10 protein-coding genes and 1 pseudogene are annotated in these 20,997 nt (G+C 68.3%); 5 read left to right on the forward strand and 6 right to left on the reverse strand.

The genetic code is table 11. From position 1 onward, the window contains the following. Nucleotides 1-749: 749 nt before the first annotated feature. On the reverse strand, nucleotides 750-1,202 hold the full coding sequence (locus tag M8859_RS05470; RefSeq protein WP_159925912.1) for a pyridoxamine 5'-phosphate oxidase family protein: 453 nt from the start codon (nucleotides 1,200-1,202) through the stop codon (nucleotides 750-752). Between the two features lie 190 nt (nucleotides 1,203-1,392). Further along, nucleotides 1,393-2,760 (reverse strand): wax ester/triacylglycerol synthase family O-acyltransferase, encoded by a 1,368-nt coding sequence (locus M8859_RS05475; protein WP_195139333.1) that lies wholly within the window; start codon nucleotides 2,758-2,760, stop codon nucleotides 1,393-1,395. Between the two features lie 264 nt (nucleotides 2,761-3,024). Here M8859_RS05475 and M8859_RS05480 point away from each other — a divergent pair, with 264 nt between their 5' ends. After that, nucleotides 3,025-4,161 (forward strand): NAD(P)/FAD-dependent oxidoreductase, encoded by a 1,137-nt coding sequence (locus M8859_RS05480; protein WP_249643945.1) that lies wholly within the window; start codon nucleotides 3,025-3,027, stop codon nucleotides 4,159-4,161. Here M8859_RS05480 and M8859_RS05485 read toward each other — a convergent pair. Then, nucleotides 4,151-13,270, reverse strand: a complete 9,120-nt coding sequence (locus tag M8859_RS05485) for a non-ribosomal peptide synthetase (RefSeq protein WP_249643946.1) — start codon at nucleotides 13,268-13,270, stop codon at nucleotides 4,151-4,153. The two genes, M8859_RS05480 and M8859_RS05485, sit on opposite strands and share 11 nt — an antisense overlap. Nucleotides 13,271-13,654: 384 nt before the next feature. Between M8859_RS05485 and M8859_RS05490 the strand changes: the two genes are divergently transcribed. Next, nucleotides 13,655-15,274 (forward strand): FAD-binding oxidoreductase, encoded by a 1,620-nt coding sequence (locus M8859_RS05490; protein WP_159925822.1) that lies wholly within the window; start codon nucleotides 13,655-13,657, stop codon nucleotides 15,272-15,274. Nucleotides 15,275-15,399: 125 nt separating this feature from the next. Next, on the forward strand, nucleotides 15,400-16,011 hold the full coding sequence (locus M8859_RS05495; RefSeq protein WP_159925824.1) for a TetR/AcrR family transcriptional regulator: 612 nt from the start codon (nucleotides 15,400-15,402) through the stop codon (nucleotides 16,009-16,011). A 36-nt stretch (nucleotides 16,012-16,047) separates the two neighbouring features. Here M8859_RS05495 and M8859_RS05500 read toward each other — a convergent pair whose 3' ends face one another. Then, complete coding sequence (locus tag M8859_RS05500; protein ID WP_249643947.1) at nucleotides 16,048-17,016, reverse strand: TIGR03557 family F420-dependent LLM class oxidoreductase; 969 nt, start codon at nucleotides 17,014-17,016, stop codon at nucleotides 16,048-16,050. Nucleotides 17,017-17,200: 184 nt separating this feature from the next. Beyond that, on the reverse strand, nucleotides 17,201-17,977 hold the full coding sequence (locus tag M8859_RS05505) for an MHYT domain-containing protein (protein ID WP_195071120.1): 777 nt from the start codon (nucleotides 17,975-17,977) through the stop codon (nucleotides 17,201-17,203). Between the two features lie 592 nt (nucleotides 17,978-18,569). Here M8859_RS05505 and M8859_RS05510 point away from each other — a divergent pair. Further along, entirely contained in the window at nucleotides 18,570-19,118 is a 549-nt protein-coding gene (locus M8859_RS05510) for a hypothetical protein (protein WP_159925830.1), read from the forward strand. Between the two features lie 56 nt (nucleotides 19,119-19,174). After that, nucleotides 19,175-20,296, forward strand: coding sequence for a CapA family protein (locus M8859_RS05515; protein WP_249643948.1), 1,122 nt, complete (start codon nucleotides 19,175-19,177; stop codon nucleotides 20,294-20,296). Here the strand turns inward: M8859_RS05515 and M8859_RS05520 are convergent. Then, nucleotides 20,277-20,948: pseudogene (locus M8859_RS05520) on the reverse strand (dienelactone hydrolase family protein); the annotation flags it as partial. The gene M8859_RS05515 and the pseudogene M8859_RS05520 sit on opposite strands and share 20 nt — an antisense overlap. Nucleotides 20,949-20,997 lie beyond the last annotated feature (49 nt).

Consider the following 20,997-nt stretch of genomic DNA (forward strand, 5'->3'; position numbering starts at 1 on the left):
CAGTCACCGCCACCGAAGAGAAGGACAGCGGAACCCACAGCCCATCCTTGTGCGGCCACAGCGAAAATAAGTGCATTTTAACTGCTCGCAGCAATATATGGGCAACTATTCATTTCTGCGCCCAAGCGGATATCTGCCAGAGATCGCTGAGAATTTAGTTTTATTCACCCTTCTCGTAGCGATCATATCGCAATACATACATCCATAAAGATGTTCCTTCTTGCACTCAATTCCGGCTGGAATCATTTCCCACTTCATTACGAGATCTTCTTTCAGCGCAATATAAGGTATCGCTTCAATTACCGAAACCATGTCGCCGAGCCATCGGCATTCCCGCGCCAGGGATCAGCTCGGTTCGATGGGCGAAACGACGTCGAGTGGCTGTCGGCGCCGGAGGCGAGTGGGTATCGGCCCGGTCAGGCCGCGAATCCGCCCCGTCGAGCGGTCCGACGACAGCATGCGGAAGACCGGCGCCGCGGCGGGAACGAACTGCACCACCGGCGTTCCGAGTGCGTGCCGCCCACCACGGAGTGTGGTAATCCGCAGCGGAACTCGGCCGTCCGCCGAACCCGAGCACCGGTCCCACCGGATATGTACGCGCTGATTTTCGGGACGATGGTTCGGCATATTCGGCGAGGTGGTTCGCACGCGACAGCGTGCTGCCCGGGACAATCACTCGCCCCCGTGATGTGAGGACAATCCAGTCGCTTTCCGTACCCGAAAGTCTCGTCCGTCGCCGCGCGCTACACCTATCGCTGTTCCTCGACGAGCCGGAAGCCGGTGACGATCGTTGGTTCGATGGCGACGACCGTATCCATGCCCCCCTCGGCCCACGGCCGGAGCAGGCGGGTGTAGCGGACGACCCGTTCCGGGTCGGTGACCGTACGGGCGAGACCGGTCACGACAACCGACCAGCCGACATGGGTCACCGGGTCTATGTCATCGGCCTCGTAGGCCACCACGACACAGGGATCGGCACGAATCGTGTCCGTGAGCCGTGACGTGACCCGCGTACGCACGACGACCACGCCGTCGTCGACGAAATGGTTGACCGGCCGGATCGCGGGCAGCGCGTCGCGGGTGAACACCACGCGCCCGTAGGCCACACTCGCCAGCAGCCGCAACGCCTCCTCGCGGTCGATCTCGACCATCGCGCGGCTCGTGACGCCGCTGTCGGCGATACGCCCGTTCGACGCGATCATGATCTCGTGCCGGGGCACGTTGCGCGCGAATCCACCTGGCAACGACCTCGCTTTCCGGTCTTCACTCGTCACCGCGGCCTCCCATACCACCACCGGGTCGCGCTGTCGGACAGGGCAAAAAGTCCCCGATCCGTCATCTTCCGGCGGCCGAAGCCGTGGGGCCGGCGACCCGCCGCCGTCCGGGTGCCTGTCACGGTCCGCTCACCTCCGGCCGCGGCAGCCGCCGAATCCCGGCGCGCTCACGCAGCCGCCGGATCTCGCGCTCGACACCCTCGGCGAGCACCGCGATATCGGGTGCGGTGTCGTAGTCTCCGGTAATGCCGAAGGTCAGGTGGCCCGCATAGCTCAGTACCGCGATCGCGGTACGTACACGCATCGCGATCGGTGTGGCGGGCAGCAGTTCCACGACCTCGCGCCCGCCCACGGTCAACTGGTCGCGCGGCCCGGGCACGTTCGTCACCAGCGCGCCCACGGTTCGCTGCGGAACTCGCGTCAGCAGACGGAGGCTCCACGCGATGGGCGCGAACGGCAGCCGGTCGGCCAGCTCCAGCACCGAGCTCTCCGCTCGTGCTTCGCCGCTCGCCTTGTGTTCGGCCATCCGCTCCCGAAGCGCCTCCAGCCGCTCGACCGGGTCGGCGACATCGATCGGCAGGAACGGCAGCATCGCCGAAACCCGGTTGTCCAGCGCGTGTCTCGCCTTCTCGGACCGCATCGACACCGGAACGAGGATGCGCAGTGTGTCCGGCGCGGGTCGCTCGTTCCGGCCGATCAGCAGGTCGCGGTATGCGGCGGCGACCGAGGCCAGTACGACGTCGTTGACGGTGACGCCGAACGCGTCACCGATGTGATGGACATCCGACAGGGCGGCGCGCGCCACGACGTACCGGCGCTGCCGTCCGATGGGGCCGTTGAGCGAGCCTCCGGCGGCCGGTGACACGACGGCGGAGGCGAGCGGAGCAAGACCGCGCACCATGCCGAGCACAGTCCGGGGCGCGACGACGGGCAGCCGTGCCACGTCGCGAACCACGTCCAGCCACCGCACCTCGGTACGAGCCCGCGGCTCGGTCGCGGCGTCCTGCGGTTCCGCCGATACCGCATCGCAGAGGTTCCGGAACACCGAGATGCCGGACACTCCGTCCACCAGGCTGTGATGCGCTTTGACGACCAGGGCCCAGCGGTCACCGGAGAGATGCTCGACGACAACGCACTGCCACAGCGGGTGGTCGCGATCGAGCCGCTCCTCCAGTTCCGCCGCCACCAGTTCGCACAGCACGGGCTCGTCGCCCGGCGTGGGCAACGCGGTCCACCGGATATGGTGTGCGAGATCGAAATTCGGGTCGTCCTCCCAGACCGGCGCGGCGAGGTCGAGTGGCGCCCGCCGCACCTTCTGGCGCAGGCGCGCGTTCTGCCCCACCCCCCTGGCGAGTAGGCCGGTGAACTCCTCCCGGCTCGGCGGAGCACCGGAAATGATCGCCACCGCGCCGATTCCGAGACTGATGTGCCGGTCGGCGTCCTCTAGTTCCATGAAGCCCGAATCGAGGGGCCGTAGTTCTGTCATGGGGCATGCTCATTACGGGTGGTCGATGGCGGGTGCCATCACTGCGCGATCTACTCGGTTCGCTTTCAGCATCGCGCGATCCGGCGGCGGAGATGATGGCCGAAGGTCACCGAATGCAGGGCACTCCGGCCACGGCGGTGTGGGCTCCGACCGGGAAAGCTGCCCGCCGGTTCGTCGCGGGAAAGGCGCTCGCGCCTCCGGCCGGCCTCCTCCCCCGGTAGGGAGCCGCTCGACCGGTGGCGTGACCGGGAGAAGAATCAGGCTATGACTACCGTACTCATTCTCGGTGCGGGGTTCGGAGGACTGGAGCTGGCCACCCGCCTGTCGGGCTCGCCGGCCGACGAGCTCCGCATCGTCATCGTCGACCGCAACGACTCCTTCACCTTCGGCTTCGCCAAACTGGACATCCTGTTCCGAGACGTACCGCCGGAGGCCGTGCGCGTGCCCTACACCCGCTTCGACCATCCGCGCGTCGAATTCCGGCAGGAGGAAGTCCTCGAAATCGACCCACGGGCCCGGCGCGTCCGCACCGACCGCTCGGAGTACGAACCGGACATCCTCGTCGTCGCGCTCGGCGCCGACTACGACCCGGGCGCGACCCCGGGCTTCGCCGAAGACGGATACGAGTACTACTCGATGGACGGCGCCCGGCGATTGCGCGACCGCCTCGGCGACTTCGACGGCGGGACCGTGATCGTCGCGGTGCTGAGCGTCCCCTTCAAGTGCCCGCCCGCGCCCTACGAAGGCGGCATGCTCCTGCACGAGCAGCTGACCCGGCGTGGCGTCCGTGAGCGCACCGGCATCCACTTCCTGACCCCGATGGACTCCCCTATTCCGGTGTCCGCGGATACCTCCGCCGCGATCGTGGAAGCGCTGACCCGCCGGGGAATCGAATACTCACCCGGGCGCGTGGTGCACGCGCTCGATCCGAGCCGCCACGTGGCGGTCACCCGCACCGGCGATCTTCCCTACGACCTGTTCATCGGAATCCCGAAGCACCGGGTGCCCGCGGTCGTCGAGGCCTCCGGGTTGACCGAGGGCGGGACCGACGGCTGGATCGCCGTCGATCCGCGCACACTGCGAACGCCGTACCCCGGCGTCTTCGCCCTCGGCGACTGCGCCGACGCACCGGTCCCGCGTGCGGGGGTGTTCGCCGAGGACGCCGCCCGCACCGTCGCCGCGGGCATCGAAGCCGAGCTGCGCGCAGCGGCGCCGTCGCAGCGGTACCGCGGCCGCGGCACGTGCCATATCGAGTTCGGGGACGGGCTGGTCGGCAAGGTCGACGCCGATTTCCTGTCCGGTCCCGCGCCGGTCGCCCCGTTCACACCGCCTTCGGTAGAACTCGCCCGGGAGAAGACCGCCGAGGCCGAGGCCCGGCTGCGCCGCTGGTTCACCGGTTGACCGGGCATTCCGAGCCCGGCTCGTCCCCGCGCCACGCCCGGGTCAGCACCTCGGCGATCCGGGCGAGCCCCGACGCGACGGTCATCCGCCAATGCGTGGTGGGTACGGCGTAGTTGTGCACTCGGCCGTCGACGACCTCTTGCCAGATCGACGCGCCGACGCAGCCGGTCGGATCATCGAGCGCGGCCGTGAAATAGATGACGTCTCCCCGGTACACGGGCGGGTCGTAGGCGCTGCGGAGCGCCACCGAGTGCACTGCCGCGTCGAGGATCCGGGTGACGCGGTCGGCGCCGAACGACGCGAACGGCTCGGGGAGTTCGGTCATCTTCTGCGGAAGCGCGGCCCAGTCCACATCCGCCACATTGCCGAGGTCGCCCGCTTGCTCACCGAGCAGACCGCCGATCAATTCGGCCACCGGCACTTGCCCCGCGTCACCGGGCGGGGTGCCCGGCGGATCCGCCATATAACTGTCCATCACCGCGAGCAGCGCGACCCGCTCGCCCGCGCGCTGCAATTGCACCGCGATCTCGTGTGCGATGACGCCACCGAACGACCAACCGAGAAGGTGGTACGGACCTGTCGGCTGCTCGGAGCGGATGAGCTCGAGGTAGCGATCAGCCCATTCCTCGATCGAACCCGGCATCGCCCCCTCGGTCGCCAGCACCGGCGTCTGCAATCCGTAGATGGGTCGATCCGGGTCGAGATAGGCGGCGAGACCCGCGTACGACCAGGAAATTCCCGACACCGGGTGAACGCAGAACAGCGGCGCGGCCGAACCGCGGGGGCGCAGCGGTAGCAGCATGTCGAAGGCCGCCTCGGTCTCGACCGTTCCGCTCGCACGGCTGGCCAGGTCGGCGACCAGTTCCGCGGGTGTGGGCGCGGTGAACACCCGCATCACCGGAATCCGGGTGCCGAGCGCGGACGACAGCCGAAGCGTCAGCTTCGCGGCGAGCAGGGAGTTTCCGCCGTGTTCGAAGAAGTTGTCGTCCATGCCGAAGCGATCGGCGCCGAGCACCTCGGCGAAGGCGGCGGCGACGGTGGACTCGACGGGCGTGGCGGCCGCACGGAACTCACGACCGCGGAATTCGGGCGCGGGTAGCGCACGCCGGTCGAGCTTGCCGTTGGGGGTCAACGGAATGACGTCGATCACCACGATCGCGGCCGGCACCATGTATCCGGTCAGGTATTCGGCCACCTGGGTGCGCAGTCCGGCCGGGTCCAGCCGCGCATCCGGCTCGGGCAGCACGTAGCCGACGAGCTGATCGCCGAGTGCCGGATCGGCCCGGACCACCGCGACGGCCTGGCTCACGCCGGGACAGCGCAGCAACGCCGCTTCGATCTCCCCGAGCTCGATCCGGAAACCGCGTAATTGCACTTGCTGGTCGCCGCGACCGGCATAGGCGAGCCCGGCGTCGCAGTCGAACCGGGTCCAGCGCGCCAGGTCACCCGAGCGGTACATCCGGGATCCCGGCGGCCCGAACGGATTCGCGACGAACCGCGTCGCGGTGAGCCCGGGCCGTCCCGAGTAACCGCGCGACAGCTGGCTGCCCGCGACGTAGATCTCACCGGGTGTACCGAACGGCGCCGGACGCAGCCGGAGATCCAGGACATGGGTGTCCAGACCGGGCAGCGCTCGGCCGACGAGGCTTTCCGGACTGTCCATCAGATGCGCGCCGATCTCCAGGAAGGAGACGTGCACGGTCGTCTCGGTGATGCCGTACATGTTGACCAATCGCGGCGCGTCCCCCGGATGACGCTCGCGCCACCGTCGCAGGTGCCGCAGGTCCAGCGCCTCGCCTCCGAAGATCACGTATCGCAGCGCGAATTCCCCGGAGGCGGCGCAGGCGTCGCGGTCGGCTTCGACGAGTTGACAGAACGCCGACGGAGTCTGGTTCAGCACCGTCACCTGTTCACGAATCAACAACTCCCGGAACAGTTCCGGTGTTCGCGATGTCGCGTAGTCGACCACGACGACGGTGCCGCCGGTCACGAGCCCGCACCACAGCTCCCACACCGAGAAGTCGAATGCGAAGGAGTGGAACACCGTCCAGACGTCTCGCTCGCCGAATCCGAACAGCGGTCGCGCATTCGCGCACAGTTCCACCACGTTGCGGTGCGTCACGCCGACGCCCTTCGGCACGCCCGTCGAGCCCGAGGTGTAGATGACGTAGGCGAGGTTGTCCGGAAGCAGCGGCCTCAGCCGGTCGGCGTCGGTGATCGGAGCGTCGCAGAACTCCGCCGACTGTTCCAGCAGGACGGTGGGTAGTCCGGCGTCCGGGATGTCGGAGCGGTCGGCAGCCGTGGTCAGCACGCAGACCGGCGCCGCGTCGGCGAGCACGAAGGCCAGCCGCTGCGCCGGGTAGCCGAGATCGACGGGCAGGTACGCCGCACCGGCCGCAAGCACCCCGAGCAGCGCGACCGGCAGTTCCTCCGTCCGCGAGACCGCGACGGCCACAACGGATTCCGGACCTGCGCCGGCCGCGATCAACGCGCGGGCGACTCGATTCGCGCGACGGCACAACGTCTCGAAGCTCAGCGTGGCGGCGCCGAATCGGACGGCCGACGCGTCCGGCCTGCGCTGCGCCTGCTCGCAGACCAGCGCGGGCAGCGTCGCCACCGCCGCGTCCGCGATATCGGACGGCCCGGCACACGCCTCGCGCGCATCGGCGGGCAGGACATCGTTTTCGTCGAGAATGCCGATGTCCCATACCGCCGCGGAGGGCTCTTGCGCCACCGCCGCCACGATGCGCTCGAATCGCCGCCCGAAGGCTCGGACGGTCGATTCGTCGAAGAGTTCGGTGGCATAGGTGAATGTCACGGCGATTCCCGCCGCCCGGCCGTCGGCGCCTAGTCGTGGCTCGACGACGACTTGGAGATCGAATTTCGCGGTGATCGCGCCGTTGTCGACAGCGGTGACCGTCAGGTCCGGCAGCTCCAGGGCGGGCTGCTCGATGTTCTGGAACGCCAGCATCACCGGCACCAGCGGGTTCCGCGTTCCGGTGCGAGCGGGCGCGGCCTGCTCGACCACTCGCTCGAAAGGCACGTCGGCGTTGGCGAACGCCGAAAGAGCCGCTTCCCGGGAGCGATCCACGAGGTCGTGGAAAGTCGCGGCCGGATCGACGTCGACCCGCAGAGCCAACGTGTTGACGAACATGCCGATCAGATCGTCCAGCGCGCGTTCGCCGCGTCCGGCGACCGGGGTGCCGATCACGACGTCCGTCGTGCCGCAGAGGCGTCCGATGACCGTGGCGAGCGCCGCGTGGATCACCATGAACAACGTCGCCTTGTGCTCGCGCGCGATCGCGGTCAGTCGTTGGTGTACCGGCGCCGGGATGGTGAAGCCGGTCGACGCGCCGCGGTTGGCGGGCCTCGACGGACGAGGGCGATCGGCAGGCAGCTCCAGCGGTGCGGTCAGCCCGGCCAATTGATCGCGCCAGTACGACAATTGCCGCGCGGCGAGGGAATGATCGCAGTCGTCGCGGCCGAGAACAGCGTGCTGCCAGATCGCGAAATCGGCATACTGCACCGGGAGCGGGGGCCAGTCCGGTGCACAACCGTTCAAACGGGAGACGTAGGCGGTCGCCAGGTCGCGGGCCAGCGGCGCGAGCGACGCGCCATCCGCCGAAATGTGGTGCGTCACGATGACGAGGAGATGATCGCGGCCCGAGGTGAACAGTCGCAGCCGTACCGGCGCGGCCGTGGTCACATCGAAGCCCGCGCACATCAGCCCGTTCACCATGTCCGCGACCTCGGTCAGGTCGTGCTCCACGGCGAGACCATCGGGGAGGACCGCGGCGGTCGTCAAGATCTCCTGACCCGGCTGCCCGTCGGCGTCGACCGGGTAGCGGGTGCGCAGCACCTCGTGCCGTTCGATCACGTCGGCGACCGCGTAGCGCAGCGCGGGCACGTCGAGGATGCCGGTCAGCCGGACGGCGAAGGGCATGTTGTAAGCGGGCGAGTCCGGCTCGATGCGGTTGAGCAACCACATCCGATGCTGTGCCGGCGAGAGCGGGATGCGATCGGTCCGTCGCGTCCGGACCAAGGGCGGACGGACGGCGCCCGTACCGTCGGACACCGCCCTCGCGGCGAGTGCGGCGACCCGGGGCGCCTCGAACAGATCACGCACGGTGACCTGGGATCGCAGCGCCTCGTTGAGCCTCGCGACCGCACGGGTCGCGAGCAGCGAATTGCCGCCGAGGGCGAAGAAGTCGTCATCGATGCCCACTCCCTCGATGCCGAGCAGGTCGGTGAACACCGCGGCGACGGCCTGTTCGACGGGATTTCGAGCGGCCCGGAACTTCCCGGGGGTGACCGTCGGCCGGGGCAGTGCCTTGCGGTCGAGTTTGCCGCTCACGTTCAGCGGCAGCGCGGGCAGTTCGACCAGCACGCAGGGGATCATGTACGCGGGCAGCACCGCCGAAATCCCGGCGAAGAGCTCTCGATCGTCGATGACATGCCCGGGCAGCGCAACCACATAGGCGACCAGCCGATCGCTCACCGGCGAGGGCGCCACCGCAGCGACCGCTTGACTCACCGACGGTTGCGCCAGCAGCGCGGCCTCGATCTCGCCGAGCTCGATCCGCTGGCCACGGAACTTCACCTGAGAATCGGTGCGCCCCAGATATTCCAGTCGCTGGGGCTCGTCCGCACTGGGCGCCCGCCAGACCGCCAGGTCACCGGTGCGGTACATCCTGGTTCCGCGGTCGAACGGGTTCGCGACGAAGCGACCGGCCGTCTGCGCAGCCTGCCGCACATATCCGCGGGCGAGCTGGTCCCCGGCCAGATACAGCTCGCCGGGTACCCCGGCGGGCACCGGTCGCAAGCGCGCATCCAGCACGTAGACCCGCGTATTCCACTGCGGCCGGCCGATCGGCACCGTCGATCCCTCACCCGTCCCCGCCGGCCAGTAGGTCACCGACACCGCGGCCTCGGTGGGCCCGTACAAGTTGTGCACCTGCGCCTCGGTGACCGCCCGGACCGCACGCACGGTCTCCGGCGGCAAAGCCTCCCCGATGACGAACAGATGCCGCAGTGTGGCAAGGCTGCCGGGCGCCGCATGCGCGGCGAATACCGTCAACATGGAAGGCACGAAGTCGGTGACGGTGACGCCGTGTTCGGCGATGGTCGCGGCGAGATAGTCCGCGTCGCGGTGCCCGTCGTGATCGGCGACGACGAGCTTCGCGCCCGACCGCAGCGGCATGAGGTAGCCCCACAACGAAACGTCGAAGGTGGTCGCGGTCTTCTGGAGGTACACCTCTCCCGGCCCCATGGGGTACTGGGCGAGCATCCACTCGATCTGGTTGTCGATCGCCTTGTGCGAGACTGCCACGCCTTTCGGGCGCCCGGTCGACCCGGACGTGAAGATCACATAGGCCGGGTGCTCCGGCAGCACCGTACGCAGCAGTTCATCCGAACGGATCGGTGCCCCCGAGCGTCGATCGGCTTCGAGGGTGTCCGAAGTCAGGACGACGACGTCATCGGGCATCGGCACCGCGTCGGCGGTCGTGGTGAGCACACAGACGGGCCGGGCGACCTCGAGCACATGCGCGAGCCGCTCGGCGGGATGATCCGGGTCCAGCGGGACGTACGCGCCGCCCGCGGTGAGAATCGCGTACATCCCGGCCACCAGGTCGACCGAACGCCGGATCGCCAGTCCCACCAGCGATTCCGCGCCGACGCCGTGGTCGATGAGCACCCGCGCGAGCCGGTTGACCCGCTCGTCGAACTCCCGGTAGGTCAGTCGCAGGCCCGCGCAGACGATCGCGACATCGTCCGGGTGCCGCGCTACCGCACGCCGGTAGCCGTCGAGCACCAGCCCCGGGGGGACGGGATGCCGGGTGTCGTTCCAGTGGGCCAGGATGGCGGTGCGCTCCGCGGCGTCGAGCAGGTCCAGCTCGCCCACCGGGCGATCCGCCGAGTCGGGGACGGCGGCGAGGAGCGCGCACAGCCGCCGGGCGAAGCCCGCGACCGTCGCCTCCTCGAACAGGTCGGTGGAATACGTGAAGGCGGCGGAGATTCCCAGCGGCGTCCGCTCGTCCTCGTGCGGCACCATGGTCAGCTCGAGATCGAACTTCGCCAGTGGCAGCGCGAAGTCGAGGGGGGAGACGATGAGAGCGGGCAGTTCCAGCGTCGCCTGCGCGAAGTTGTGGAAGGTCAGCATCGTCTGGAACAGCGGGTGATGCGCGCTCGACCGCACCGGGTCCAGCAATTCCACCAAGCGTTCGAACGGTACGTCGGCATATCCGAACGCCTCGATATCCCGGCCGCGCACCTGGTCGAGCAGTTCGGCGAAGGTGTGACCGGGGTCGATCTCGGTACGCAGCGCGAGGGTGTTGACGAACATGCCGATCAGGCCGTCCAACGCGGCTTCGCCGCGACCGGCCACCGGCGTGCCGACTGTGATGTCGCGGGTGTTCGACAGCCTGGCCAGCAGAACGGCGTATACCGCGTGCGCGACCATGAACAGCGTCGCGTCGTGGTGGTGCGCCAGCCGGTTCAGCGCCGCGTGCACCGTCGCATCGATCTTGAATTCGTGCGTGGCGCCGCGACCCGAGAACACCGCCGGGCGCGGCCGGTCCGCGGGTAGGTCCAGCCTTTCCGGCAGGTCCGCCAGCCGTTCTCGCCAGAATCCGATCTGGCGGGCGAGTGTCGAGCCCCGATCGCTCTCCTCGCCCAGCATTCGACGCTGCCACAGCGTGTAGTCCGCGTACTGCAGGGGCAGCGGCGTCCAGATCGGACCGTGCCCTGCGGCCCTGGCCGTATAGGCGGTCATCAGGTCGGCGGTCAGCGGGCCGATGGAGGAGCCGTCCGCGGCGATGTGGTGGATCGCGCCCACGAGCACATGCTCGGTCTCGTTCGAGCGCAGCAGACGCAACCGGATCGGCGGCGCCGCCGTCACGTCGAAGCCCTCGACCACCGCGGCTACGGTGCGCTCCGGGATCTCGGTCTCGATGACGTCGAGCACCGGCAGTTCGGGTACCGCCCTCGGATCCGACACGGGATGCACACATTGGCTGCCCGTGCCGTCGTGCTCCGGATAGCTGGTCCGCAGTACCTCGTGCCGCTCGACCAGGTCCCGGATCGCGGCGCGCAGCGCGTCCACGTCCAGCTGCCCGCTCAACCGCACCGCCAGCGGAATGTGGTTGCTCGCCGCGGCCGGGTCGAACCGATTCAGAAACCACATCCGCCGCTGCGCGTACGACAGCGGCACCCGCTCGGGCCGTGCCATCGGTCGCGGCGCGGGATGCGACGCCCGGGTCAGGTCCCCCAGGCGTTCGGCCAGTTTCGCCACCGCCGGCGCCTCGAACAGCAGCGCGACCGGAACACGGACACCCAGCGCGGTGCCGAGCCGCGCCGCGGCCTGTGTGGCGATCAGCGAGTTGCCCCCGAGTTCGAAGAAATCGTCGTTCGCCCCCACCTGGCCTGCGCCGGGGTGCGGCAGCAGCAACGCGGCGAAGATGTCGGCGACCACCCGCTCGGTCGGCGTAGCGGGCGCACGGAACCGTCTGGTGGTGAGCGCCGGCTCCGGTAGCGCCGCGCGATCCAGTTTGCCGACCGGTGTGAGCGGGAGTTCGTCGAGCACCGTGATCGACGCCGGAATCATATATGCGGGAAGGGTTTTCGCTAGGAAATCGATCAGTTCCGTGGTGTTCAGGGTCACCCGGCCGCAGTCGCCAGGGGCGGACGCCACGCGCGGCAGCACATAGGACACCAGCGCTCTGCCACCGGATGGCAGCGTCGTGCCGAGCGTCACGGCGTAGTCGACGTCGGGGTGGGCGGTCAGTGCGTTGTCGATCTCGTCGAGCTCGATTCGCAGCCCTCGGATCTTGACCTGGAAATCCACTCGGCCGTGGTATTCGATCAGCCCGGCCGAGGTGCGCCGCACCATATCGCCGGTGCGATACATGCGGGCGCCGGGCGCCGTCGCGAACGGATTGGCCACGAACCTGTCGGCGGTCAGCCCGGGTCGCCCGAGATATCCCTGCGCCAGCGCCGGCCCGGAGAGATACAGTTCGCCGATCACTCCCGTGGGCACCATCCGTAGCCGGGCATCGAGCACGTGGACGCCCAGCGCTGGGACCGGAGTCCCGATGTGGGTCGCCTCGCCCGCGCGCAGCGCCGCGGTGCCGGTGGCGAAGATGGTTGTCTCGGTGGGGCCGTAGACGATGTAGAAGGCCCGGTCGGCGTTCGCCCACCGGGCCACCAGTTCGCGACTCACGCGCTCCCCGCCGCACAGGATGGCCCGGAGGTCGTCGAGTCCGGCCGCGTCGATCGACTCCAGGGCTCCCGGGGTGATGCACAGATGCGTGACCCGCTCCCGCCGCAGCAGATCGGCCAGTTCCATGCCGCCGAACACCGCGGGCGGCGCGACGACCAGAGTCGCTCCCGCCGAGAAGGCGAGCAGCATCTCGATCACCGAGAAGTCGAAGCTCGGTGTGCACAGATGCGTGACGCGCGATTCCCGGGTCACCACCCGCACGGCGATCTCGTGCTCGACCAGGGCCGCAAGGCCGGCATGGGTGACGGCGACGCCTTTCGGCTTGCCCGTCGAGCCGGAGGTGTAGATCACGTAGGCGAGGTGCTGTTCGGTCAGCGGGCGCGACCGGTCCAGGTAGGAGATCGAATGACCGGGCTGGGCGGCGAGCCGCTCGCGGTGCGCCGGGGCGTCGAGTTCGATCCAATCGGTCCCCGTGGCGGGCAGCGCCGCTCGATGTGCCGAGGTGGTGAGACCGACGACGACGCCGGAATCCGCGATCATGTGCGCGATGCGATCGGCCGGATAGGAAGGATCGACGGGCACGTAGGCGGCGCCGGTTTTCGCGACCGCCCACACCGCCAGCACCGACTCCACCGACCGCGTGATGGCCACCGCGACGAAGTCTCCCGGCCCCAGACCGAAGCCGATCAGATACCGGGCCAGTCGCGAGGAGGTCTCATCCAGCTCCCGATAGCTGAGTTCCCGCTGATCGGCGGGATCGCCGGTGGGATTGTACCGGACCGCCGCGGAGTCGAACGAGGTGTCGACCGCGGCGGAAAGCAGTTGGTGGAACAGCAGATTACGTGCTCGTGAATGGTGGGCGCGACGTGCGGAACGACGTGTCGGGGTCATGCGGTGGCGAGTTCACTCTCTGGTCGATCAGTGTCCGCTCTGGCGATGGAGCCAGAAGCGGTGCCTCAAATGCGTGAACCATGACCCGAGCGTGCAGATCGGACCTTAGCGAACACCGATCGGATCGGCGCGGCGAGGTTGGGAAAGTCCATAGGGTTACCCAGCTACCCGTTAGTCCATTACACCGTGTGACGTGAAGAACAACCGTTTCGGACCGTAGCCACCACGGCCTGAAATGTGGCAAGAATCACTCTCTCTATTCGGTCGGTTCTCACTCGACATAGGTCCCACGGGCCGCCGTCACGGTCCGGCCAGGAAGGCACTGACAATTGACATCGAAGTAATTTACCATCGAGTCAATTACTTTCCGAAGGGAGCCGTGCGATGGCGACGAGGTCGTGGTGGGGATGGGGCAATCGAGAGGACGCCGTAACCGGCCCCGAGCGCGAAGCGCTGACGAAGCGGGTGGCGGCCCTGCTCCCCGACGCCGATCCGACGGTGCACGAGGCGCCGGACCTGACGGCGCTGGCCGTTCCTCCGCCGCGCGTCCAGCCGCCGGATTCGCTGGCTCACCTGGCCTCGGGAGGCCTCGGTGACCGCGTCTCCCACGGCAACGGGCAGGCGTTTCGTGACGTGGTGCGCAATCTGCTCGGCCGCGTGGACCATGTACCCGATCAGGTGTTGCGCCCGCGCACCGAACAGGACGTGGTCGACATCCTGGACTGGTGCGCGGGCGCGGGCATCGCCGTCGTGCCGTTCGGCGGCGGAACGTCGGTGGTAGGCGGTGTCGAACCGCGCGGCATGGACGCCTACACCGGGTCCGTGTCGCTGGACATGAGCCGCTTGGCCGGGCTCGTGGAGCTCGACCGCACCAGCCGCGCGGCGCGCATTCGAGCGGGCATGCTCGGCCCCGCCCTGGCAGCGGCATTGCGGCCGGATGGTCTGACACTGCGGCACTTTCCGCAGTCCTTCGAGTTCTCGACGCTCGGTGGCTGGCTGGCCACGCGGGCCGGTGGCCACTACGCGACCGTCCATACCCACATCGATGACATGGTCGAATCGATGCGGGTGGTCACCCCGGCCGGGATCAGCGAATCGCGCAGGCTGCCCGCCTCCGGTGCGGGTCCCTCACCCGACCGGATGTTCCTCGGGTCCGAAGGCATCCTGGGCGTGATCACCGAAGCGTGGATGCGCCTGCAGGATCGTCCGCGCTGGCGTTCCGGAGCGTCGGTGCTCTTCGACCGCTACGGCGCGGCCGTGACCGCGACGCGGGCCATCGCCCAGTCCGGGCTGCATCCGGCCAACTGCCGGCTGCTGGATCCGGTGGAAGCGTTCGTCAACGCGGGCACCAGCACGGCGGGCGGGGTGCTGGTGCTCGGATTCGAGTCCGCCGACCATCCCGTGGACGAACCGATGCGCCGGGCGATACGAATCTGCGGTGAGCACGGCGGCACCATTCCCGACGGGGTGCGCACCTCCGACTCCGCGGAAGACTCGGCGCGCCCGGGCGCGGCCGACACGTGGCGCTCGTCGTTCCTCCGGATGCCGTATCAGCGCGACGCGCTCGCCGCCCAGTCGATGATCGTGGAGACATTCGAAACCGCCTGCACCTGGGACCGTTTCGAAGACCTCCGCGCCGCGGTGCAGACAGCGGCGACCGCCGCGTTCCGATCGGCCGGTGTGACCGGTGTGGTGACTTGCCGATTCACCCACGTCTACCCGGACGGACCCGCGCCCTACTTCGGCATCTACGCCGCGGGCCGCTGGGGCCGGACCGTCGAGCAATGGGACGAGATCAAGACCGCCGTATCGGAAGCACTCCATATCTCCGGTGCGACCATCACGCACCACCACGCCGTCGGCCGCGACCACCGTCCCTGGTACGACCGCCAGCGACCCGAACCTTTCGCAGCGGCGCTGCGGGCGGCCAAATCGGCACTCGATCCGGCGGGCATCCTCAATCCCGGGGTGCTGATCGACCCGCTGCCCTCCGCAGCGAGGTGATGCCGCAGGACGCCGGCGTACCGGGAGGAGATGGACAGCGCCGTCGCCCGAACGGAGCGTGCGAATATCGAATTCGACGTATCTGCGCGATATCCGAGGAGTCCCATGCACGTATGTGATGCCCCGTGAGCAAGCCGGGCACCAAGGGTGTGCCGCGCGAGCGGCGGGAGGAGCAGATTCTCGACGTCGCCACCGCCGAGTTCGGCGATCACGGCTACGCGAAGGCTTCGCTCGTCCGGATCGCCTCGGCCGCGGGGGTTTCCAAGCCGCTCGTCTACGCCTACTTCGGCTCCCGCGACGGTCTGCACGCGGCTTGCGTGCACCGCGCGGGCAAGAGCCTGGTCGATGCGGTCGCGGCCGCGCAGTCCGCGCCCGGTGCCCACGACCGGGCGCTGGCGACATTGGCCGGGATCTTCGACGCCCTCGACGGACGCACGCAGAACTGGAAGATCATCTACGACGCCACCCTGCCTCGTCCGAGCGAGGCCTACGCGGTAGCCCGCGAGTATCAGGATGCGTTGAACGGCATGGGCTCGGCAGGTGTCGCACAGGTGCTGGCCGACGCCGACGTCTTCGATGCCGACGATCACTCGCTGCTGCTGGCACTGTGGTTCAGCATCGTGTCCACCACCATCGCGTGGTGGAGCGACCATCCCGGCCACACCCCCGAGGACATGACCGAACGCTGCCTGCGCCTGTTCACCGCGATCCGCGGACCCGCCGCCCGGCAGGCCTGACCTCGCGTCCTCACCACTCGCTCCGATGCAGCGCCCTCACGCCCTCGGCGTCAGGGCACGCAGGGGCTCGTCGAGTTCGCGGCGGTAGAAGTCCAGGAAGCCATCGGGGTCGGGGCCCGCGTTCTGCATCACGAGATGGTCGAATCCCGCGTCGGCGTACTGCTTCGCGGCGTCGAGATAGCGGGCCGGGTCCGGACCACAAGCGAAATTGTCGAGGATGTCCTCCAGACGGACCGTGGTGGTCGCGGCGGCGAAGTTGACCGGGTTCGGCAACTCGCTCATCACCTTCCACCCCGTGACGGCCCAGCGCGTCGTGTCGAGCACCGCCCTCGCGGCCGTTTCCTCGTCGGGCGCCCACGCCATGCCCACCTCCGCGTAGCGCGGTCCTGTCCCACCCGCCGCGCGATAGCGATCGACGAGCTCGGACTTCGGTTCGGTGGCGAACAGACCGTCACCGAGTTCGGCGGCGAGGCGAGCCGCCTGGGGCCCGCCTCCGGCCACCGCGATCGGCGGGAGCCGGTCGGGCAGGTCGAAGACGCGAGCTTCGGAGAGGGTCAGGAATTCGCCGTCGTAGGACTGATAACCGCCGCTCCACAGCAGGCGAATGATCTCGAGGGCTTCGCGGAGCATTCGCTGCCGGATGCGCACAGGCGGGAACTCGCGACCGACGACATGCTCGTTGAGGCGTTCACCCGAACCGACGCCGAGGGTGAAGCGGTTGTCGGACAGGATCGCGAGAGTGGCCGCCGCCTGCGCGATGATGGCGGGGTGGTATCGCAGGATCGGGCAGGTCACGCCGGTGGCGAGCTCGATGCGCTCGGTCTTCGCCGCGATGGTTCCGAGCACGGTCCAAGCGAACGGTGAATGCCCTTGGTTGTCCAGCCAGGGATGGAAGTGATCGCTGATCTCGACGAAATCGAATCCGGCCTCTTCGGCCCGGATCGCTTGGCGGACAAGCTCGTTCGGACCGAATGCCTCGGCCGCCAGTTTGTACCCGATACGCATCGCCACCTCCTGGTTCGGCTGCAAGCGCCGGTCTCCCCACGAAACCGGCTCTCGGCGCGCGTACCCGGCATCCGGCACGGAAAACCGAACGCGCGTCGCGGCGCCGCATGGGCCTCCTCCACGGCGGCCATTACGTCAGCCGGGTGCGATGCGAGTTCCGGCGGGAGGACGCTACGGGGTCCGTTCAGTCACGGGTCGGCCAGTAACTGGCGGCGTGCCGGCCCCGCGGGACATAGGCGTTCTCGTCCTCGACCTCCGTGATGCCCAGATGCAGCAGCAACAGTACGGTCACCAAGCTGATGCTCACGATCAGCGGAGTCAGCAGCTGCTCCGCGCCGGCGCCGGACGGTGGATGCAGGTGTTGCGCTTCGTGCACATGCATCGCGAACATGCCCGTGTAGTGCATGCCGGACACCGCGACACCCATCACCACCGCCGCGCCGATGGTGACGAGCGTGCCACGAACGTGCAGCGTGAACCACAACGCGGCGGTCGCGGCGACCACGGCGATCACCATGGACAATGCGACGATCCGTCCGTCGTAGCCGATCGTCGCGTCGGATTTCATCGCGTACATGCCGGAGTAGTGCATCGCACCGACGCCCAAGCCGGTGACCGCTCCGCCGACGAACAGCGCCATCGGCCCGAGTGACCGCTGGTGGGCGATCCGCAATCCGATCCACACCACCGCGATGGCGATCAGCGCGCTGATCAGCGTGACGGGAACGTCGTAGCGGATCGATGCCCCGTCGATGGCGAATCCGAGCATCGCGATGAAGTGCATGACCCAGATTCCGGTGCCGCCGATGGCGACCGCCGCGGCCAGCAGCCAGCCGTCGCGCGCGGAACCAGTGCGGGACCTGGCCATGCATCGGAGTCCGAGCAATGAACCGGTGAACGACATGATGTAGGCGATGACAGGTGTCAGCCACCCGTGGCTGAAGTGGTCGATTTCCAGCACGCGACACTCCCTCGCTGGATAGATTCGAATCATCGAGGCGACGATGCGCGAATCCCATATAGTGAAACTGCAGGTAAGTAATTTAGATTACTACTATCCTCTTTAAAATCATAGGATGAGTCCCGGATAGCGGGAAGTGCGCTGGTCATAAGTGAAGCATTCGCCCTTCGATTTGTTCGCCCCCGCGCCTCAGCAGGATGCCTTCACAGCAAGCATCTGGCTTCCCAATTGCCACAGGGAGTCACGCGCCCGCTTCCGTGGCGCAGCAAGCGTGGCCGGATGCCGCCCTCCGACGGAACTCGTGCCCGACGCACGTGCAACGCGCTCTTGCGACAACGGCTCCGATCCTTCTGAGCGATGGTTGCGAGCACAATCGCAGTTAACCGCCCCCGAGCGGCGCGGTGAATGTCATCCCCCCGTGGACGCGGCCGGGGCGACGCCCTCCGGACATGGCGCATACGACCTCATGGCCGCGGCGCGACAAGCGCTCCAAGCCGCGCCCCAACCTATCCACGGCGATGATCCGCGACACCCGGCGAACTTTCAGCGTTTCTTCGTATGTCTCGCCGGAGTAACGGCGTATGGTCGCGCTATGCCGACTGCGACGTCGATCGACACCGCTGCCGAACACCTCGCGTGCTGGGTCACCGTCGTCGGGAAACGTCTACACCAGTTGCCGACAGCGAGCCCGAATGTCCTGCTCGCCCATGCGATGAGCGGGTTCCTCGCGATCGGGCGAGCGAGCATGGCCTTGTTGACCACCTCCGCGAACCCCACCGACATCCGCGACCACGATCTCGTCTTCGAGATCACGGCCGACGCGGAACGATGGCTCACCGACGCGGCGACCGAATCGGTAGTCAACCAGATCACCGACCGCGGCGAGCACGTGCAGCGCTACCTCACTCCGGCCGCGCTCGATACCGTGGCGAAAGCCCGCCTGCGGCGCTGCGCCCAGGCAACGGCGATCCACACCCGCGATCTGCTGGCCGGGATCGCCGCCGACCCGGAAGCCTCGGACGAGATTCGCGACCTCACCCGTGATCTCGCCGCGCGGGCGAACATCATCGCCACCGTCTACGCCGACGACCCGCAACAACTGCGCTCGATGTCGAGCAGGTCAGCCGCCCGGCCACGCTGACCCGATCGAACCGTGCGCCGGAACTCGACGACCACCGCGTTCACATCGGCACTGCGATGGCCGACAATGGTCATATGACGACGGTGCTGCTGGGCGGCGACGTCATGCTGGGTCGGGGCGTGGACCAGATCCTGCCGCATCCCGGCGATCCGAGGCTGCGCGAACGATATGTCCACGATGCGCGGACTTACGTCGAGCTGGCCGAACGCGCGTACGGCGCCTTCGCCCACCCGGTCGATTTCCGGCAGCTGTGGGGTGATGTGCTGCCCATCCTCGCCCAGATCGACCCCGAGGTGCGGTTGCTCAACTTGGAGACTACGATCACCGCCGACGGTGCGTTCGCTGCCGCGAAAGGTATCCACTACCGGATGCACCCGGACAATATGCCCGCGTTGACCGTGATCGCACCGGTCGTCTGCGCGCTGGCGAACAATCACGTACTCGATTTCGGAATCCCCGGGATGGCCGACACCCTCGAAGCGCTCGACAACGCGGGCATCGGCCGAGCCGGCGCCGGTGCCGACCTGCAGGCCGCGCGCACCCCCGCCATAGTGGAACTCGGCGACGGGCGCCGCGCGGTGATCGTCTCGGTCGCCGCCGGCTCGAGCGGGGTTCCGGCAGTGTGGTCGGCACGGCGCCATCGGCCGGGAGTGTGGCGTGTGGGTTATTCCCCGGGCGTCGCGGCGGCCGAGGAAGTCGCGAACGAGGTGTCCGCCTACAAGCGCGACGACGATATCGGCATCGTTTCCGTGCACTGGGGGCCGAACTGGGGCTATGCGGTCGCGCGCACCGAAACGCAGTTCGCGCATCGCTTGATCGACGCCGGAATCGACGTGGTGCACGGGCACTCCGCACATCATCCGCGTCCGATCGAGATCTACCGCGGCAAACCGGTCCTCTACGGATGCGGCGACGTCATCGACGACTACGAAGGCATTCGCGGCCACGAGCGGTACCACGCCGATCTGCATCCGCTGTATCTGGTGTCCATCGATCGCGGCTCGACGGAGGTCCGGCTGATCCCGCTGCGGGTGCGGCACATGCGCCTGGAATGGGCTCCGCGCAGCGAATCCCGCTGGCTGTGCGAGAAGATCGCGGATATCAGCCGGGGCTTCGGCACCCGCGTCGTTCCCCGAGCCGACGACCTGCCGGTGGTGTTCAGTGCCGCACGACGGTGAGATGGCGCTGGAACCACTGTGTGGCCAGGTCGGCGACTTGTCCGAGCGCACCGGGCTCCTCGAAGAGATGGGTCGCGCCAGGGACGATGTCGAGTTCACTCGGACAGGGCATCCGCAACTGGGCTTCTCGGTTGACTTCCAGTACCCACCGGTCGTCACCTCCCACGATGAGCAGCGTCGGTGCGCGAACCGATCCCAATCGCGGACCCGCCAAGTCCGGCCGCCCGCCGCGGGAGACGACCGCGGCGATCTCGGTCCCCGGTTCGGTCGCCGCCCACAGCGCGGCGCCCGCGCCGGTGCTGGCCCCGAAGTATCCGGTGGGCAGGCCGCTGAGGTCCGGCCGCGTCCGTAGCCAGTGGGTCACCTCGACAAGGCGTCCTGCGAGCAGCGGAATGTCGAAGACGCGAGCGCGGTCACCCTCCTCATCGACGGTCAGCAGGTCGACCAGCATCGTCGCGAACCCCGCCCTGTTCAGGACCTCGGCGACGAACCGGTTTCGCGGACTGCGCCTGCCGCTGCCGCTGCCGTGCGCGAAGGCGATCAAGGCGGTGCGCTCCGGTGGGACGGCCAGTACCCCCGCCAGTCGGGCGCGTTCCGACGGCACGATGACTTCCTCTGTTCGCGTCGAGGACCGGGGTGCGGACGACATCGAACACCTCCTGTATCCGGGGTACCCGATCAGGTCGGTCCTGCGCAAGAGC

It is taken from the genome of Nocardia sputi (assembly GCF_023501985.1).

Coding starts and splice junctions, on each gene's coding strand:
- M8859_RS05470 (WP_159925912.1), bottom strand. CDS start 1,202: ATGATCGCGTCGAACGGGCGTATCGCCGACAGCGGCGTCACGAGCCGC.
- M8859_RS05475 (WP_195139333.1), bottom strand. CDS start 2,760: ATGACAGAACTACGGCCCCTCGATTCGGGCTTCATGGAACTAGAGGAC.
- M8859_RS05480 (WP_249643945.1), top strand. CDS start 3,025: ATGACTACCGTACTCATTCTCGGTGCGGGGTTCGGAGGACTGGAGCTG.
- M8859_RS05485 (WP_249643946.1), bottom strand. CDS start 13,270: ATGACCCCGACACGTCGTTCCGCACGTCGCGCCCACCATTCACGAGCA.
- M8859_RS05490 (WP_159925822.1), top strand. CDS start 13,655: ATGGCGACGAGGTCGTGGTGGGGATGGGGCAATCGAGAGGACGCCGTA.
- M8859_RS05500 (WP_249643947.1), bottom strand. CDS start 17,016: ATGCGTATCGGGTACAAACTGGCGGCCGAGGCATTCGGTCCGAACGAG.
- M8859_RS05510 (WP_159925830.1), top strand. CDS start 18,570: ATGCCGACTGCGACGTCGATCGACACCGCTGCCGAACACCTCGCGTGC.
- M8859_RS05515 (WP_249643948.1), top strand. CDS start 19,175: ATGGCCGACAATGGTCATATGACGACGGTGCTGCTGGGCGGCGACGTC.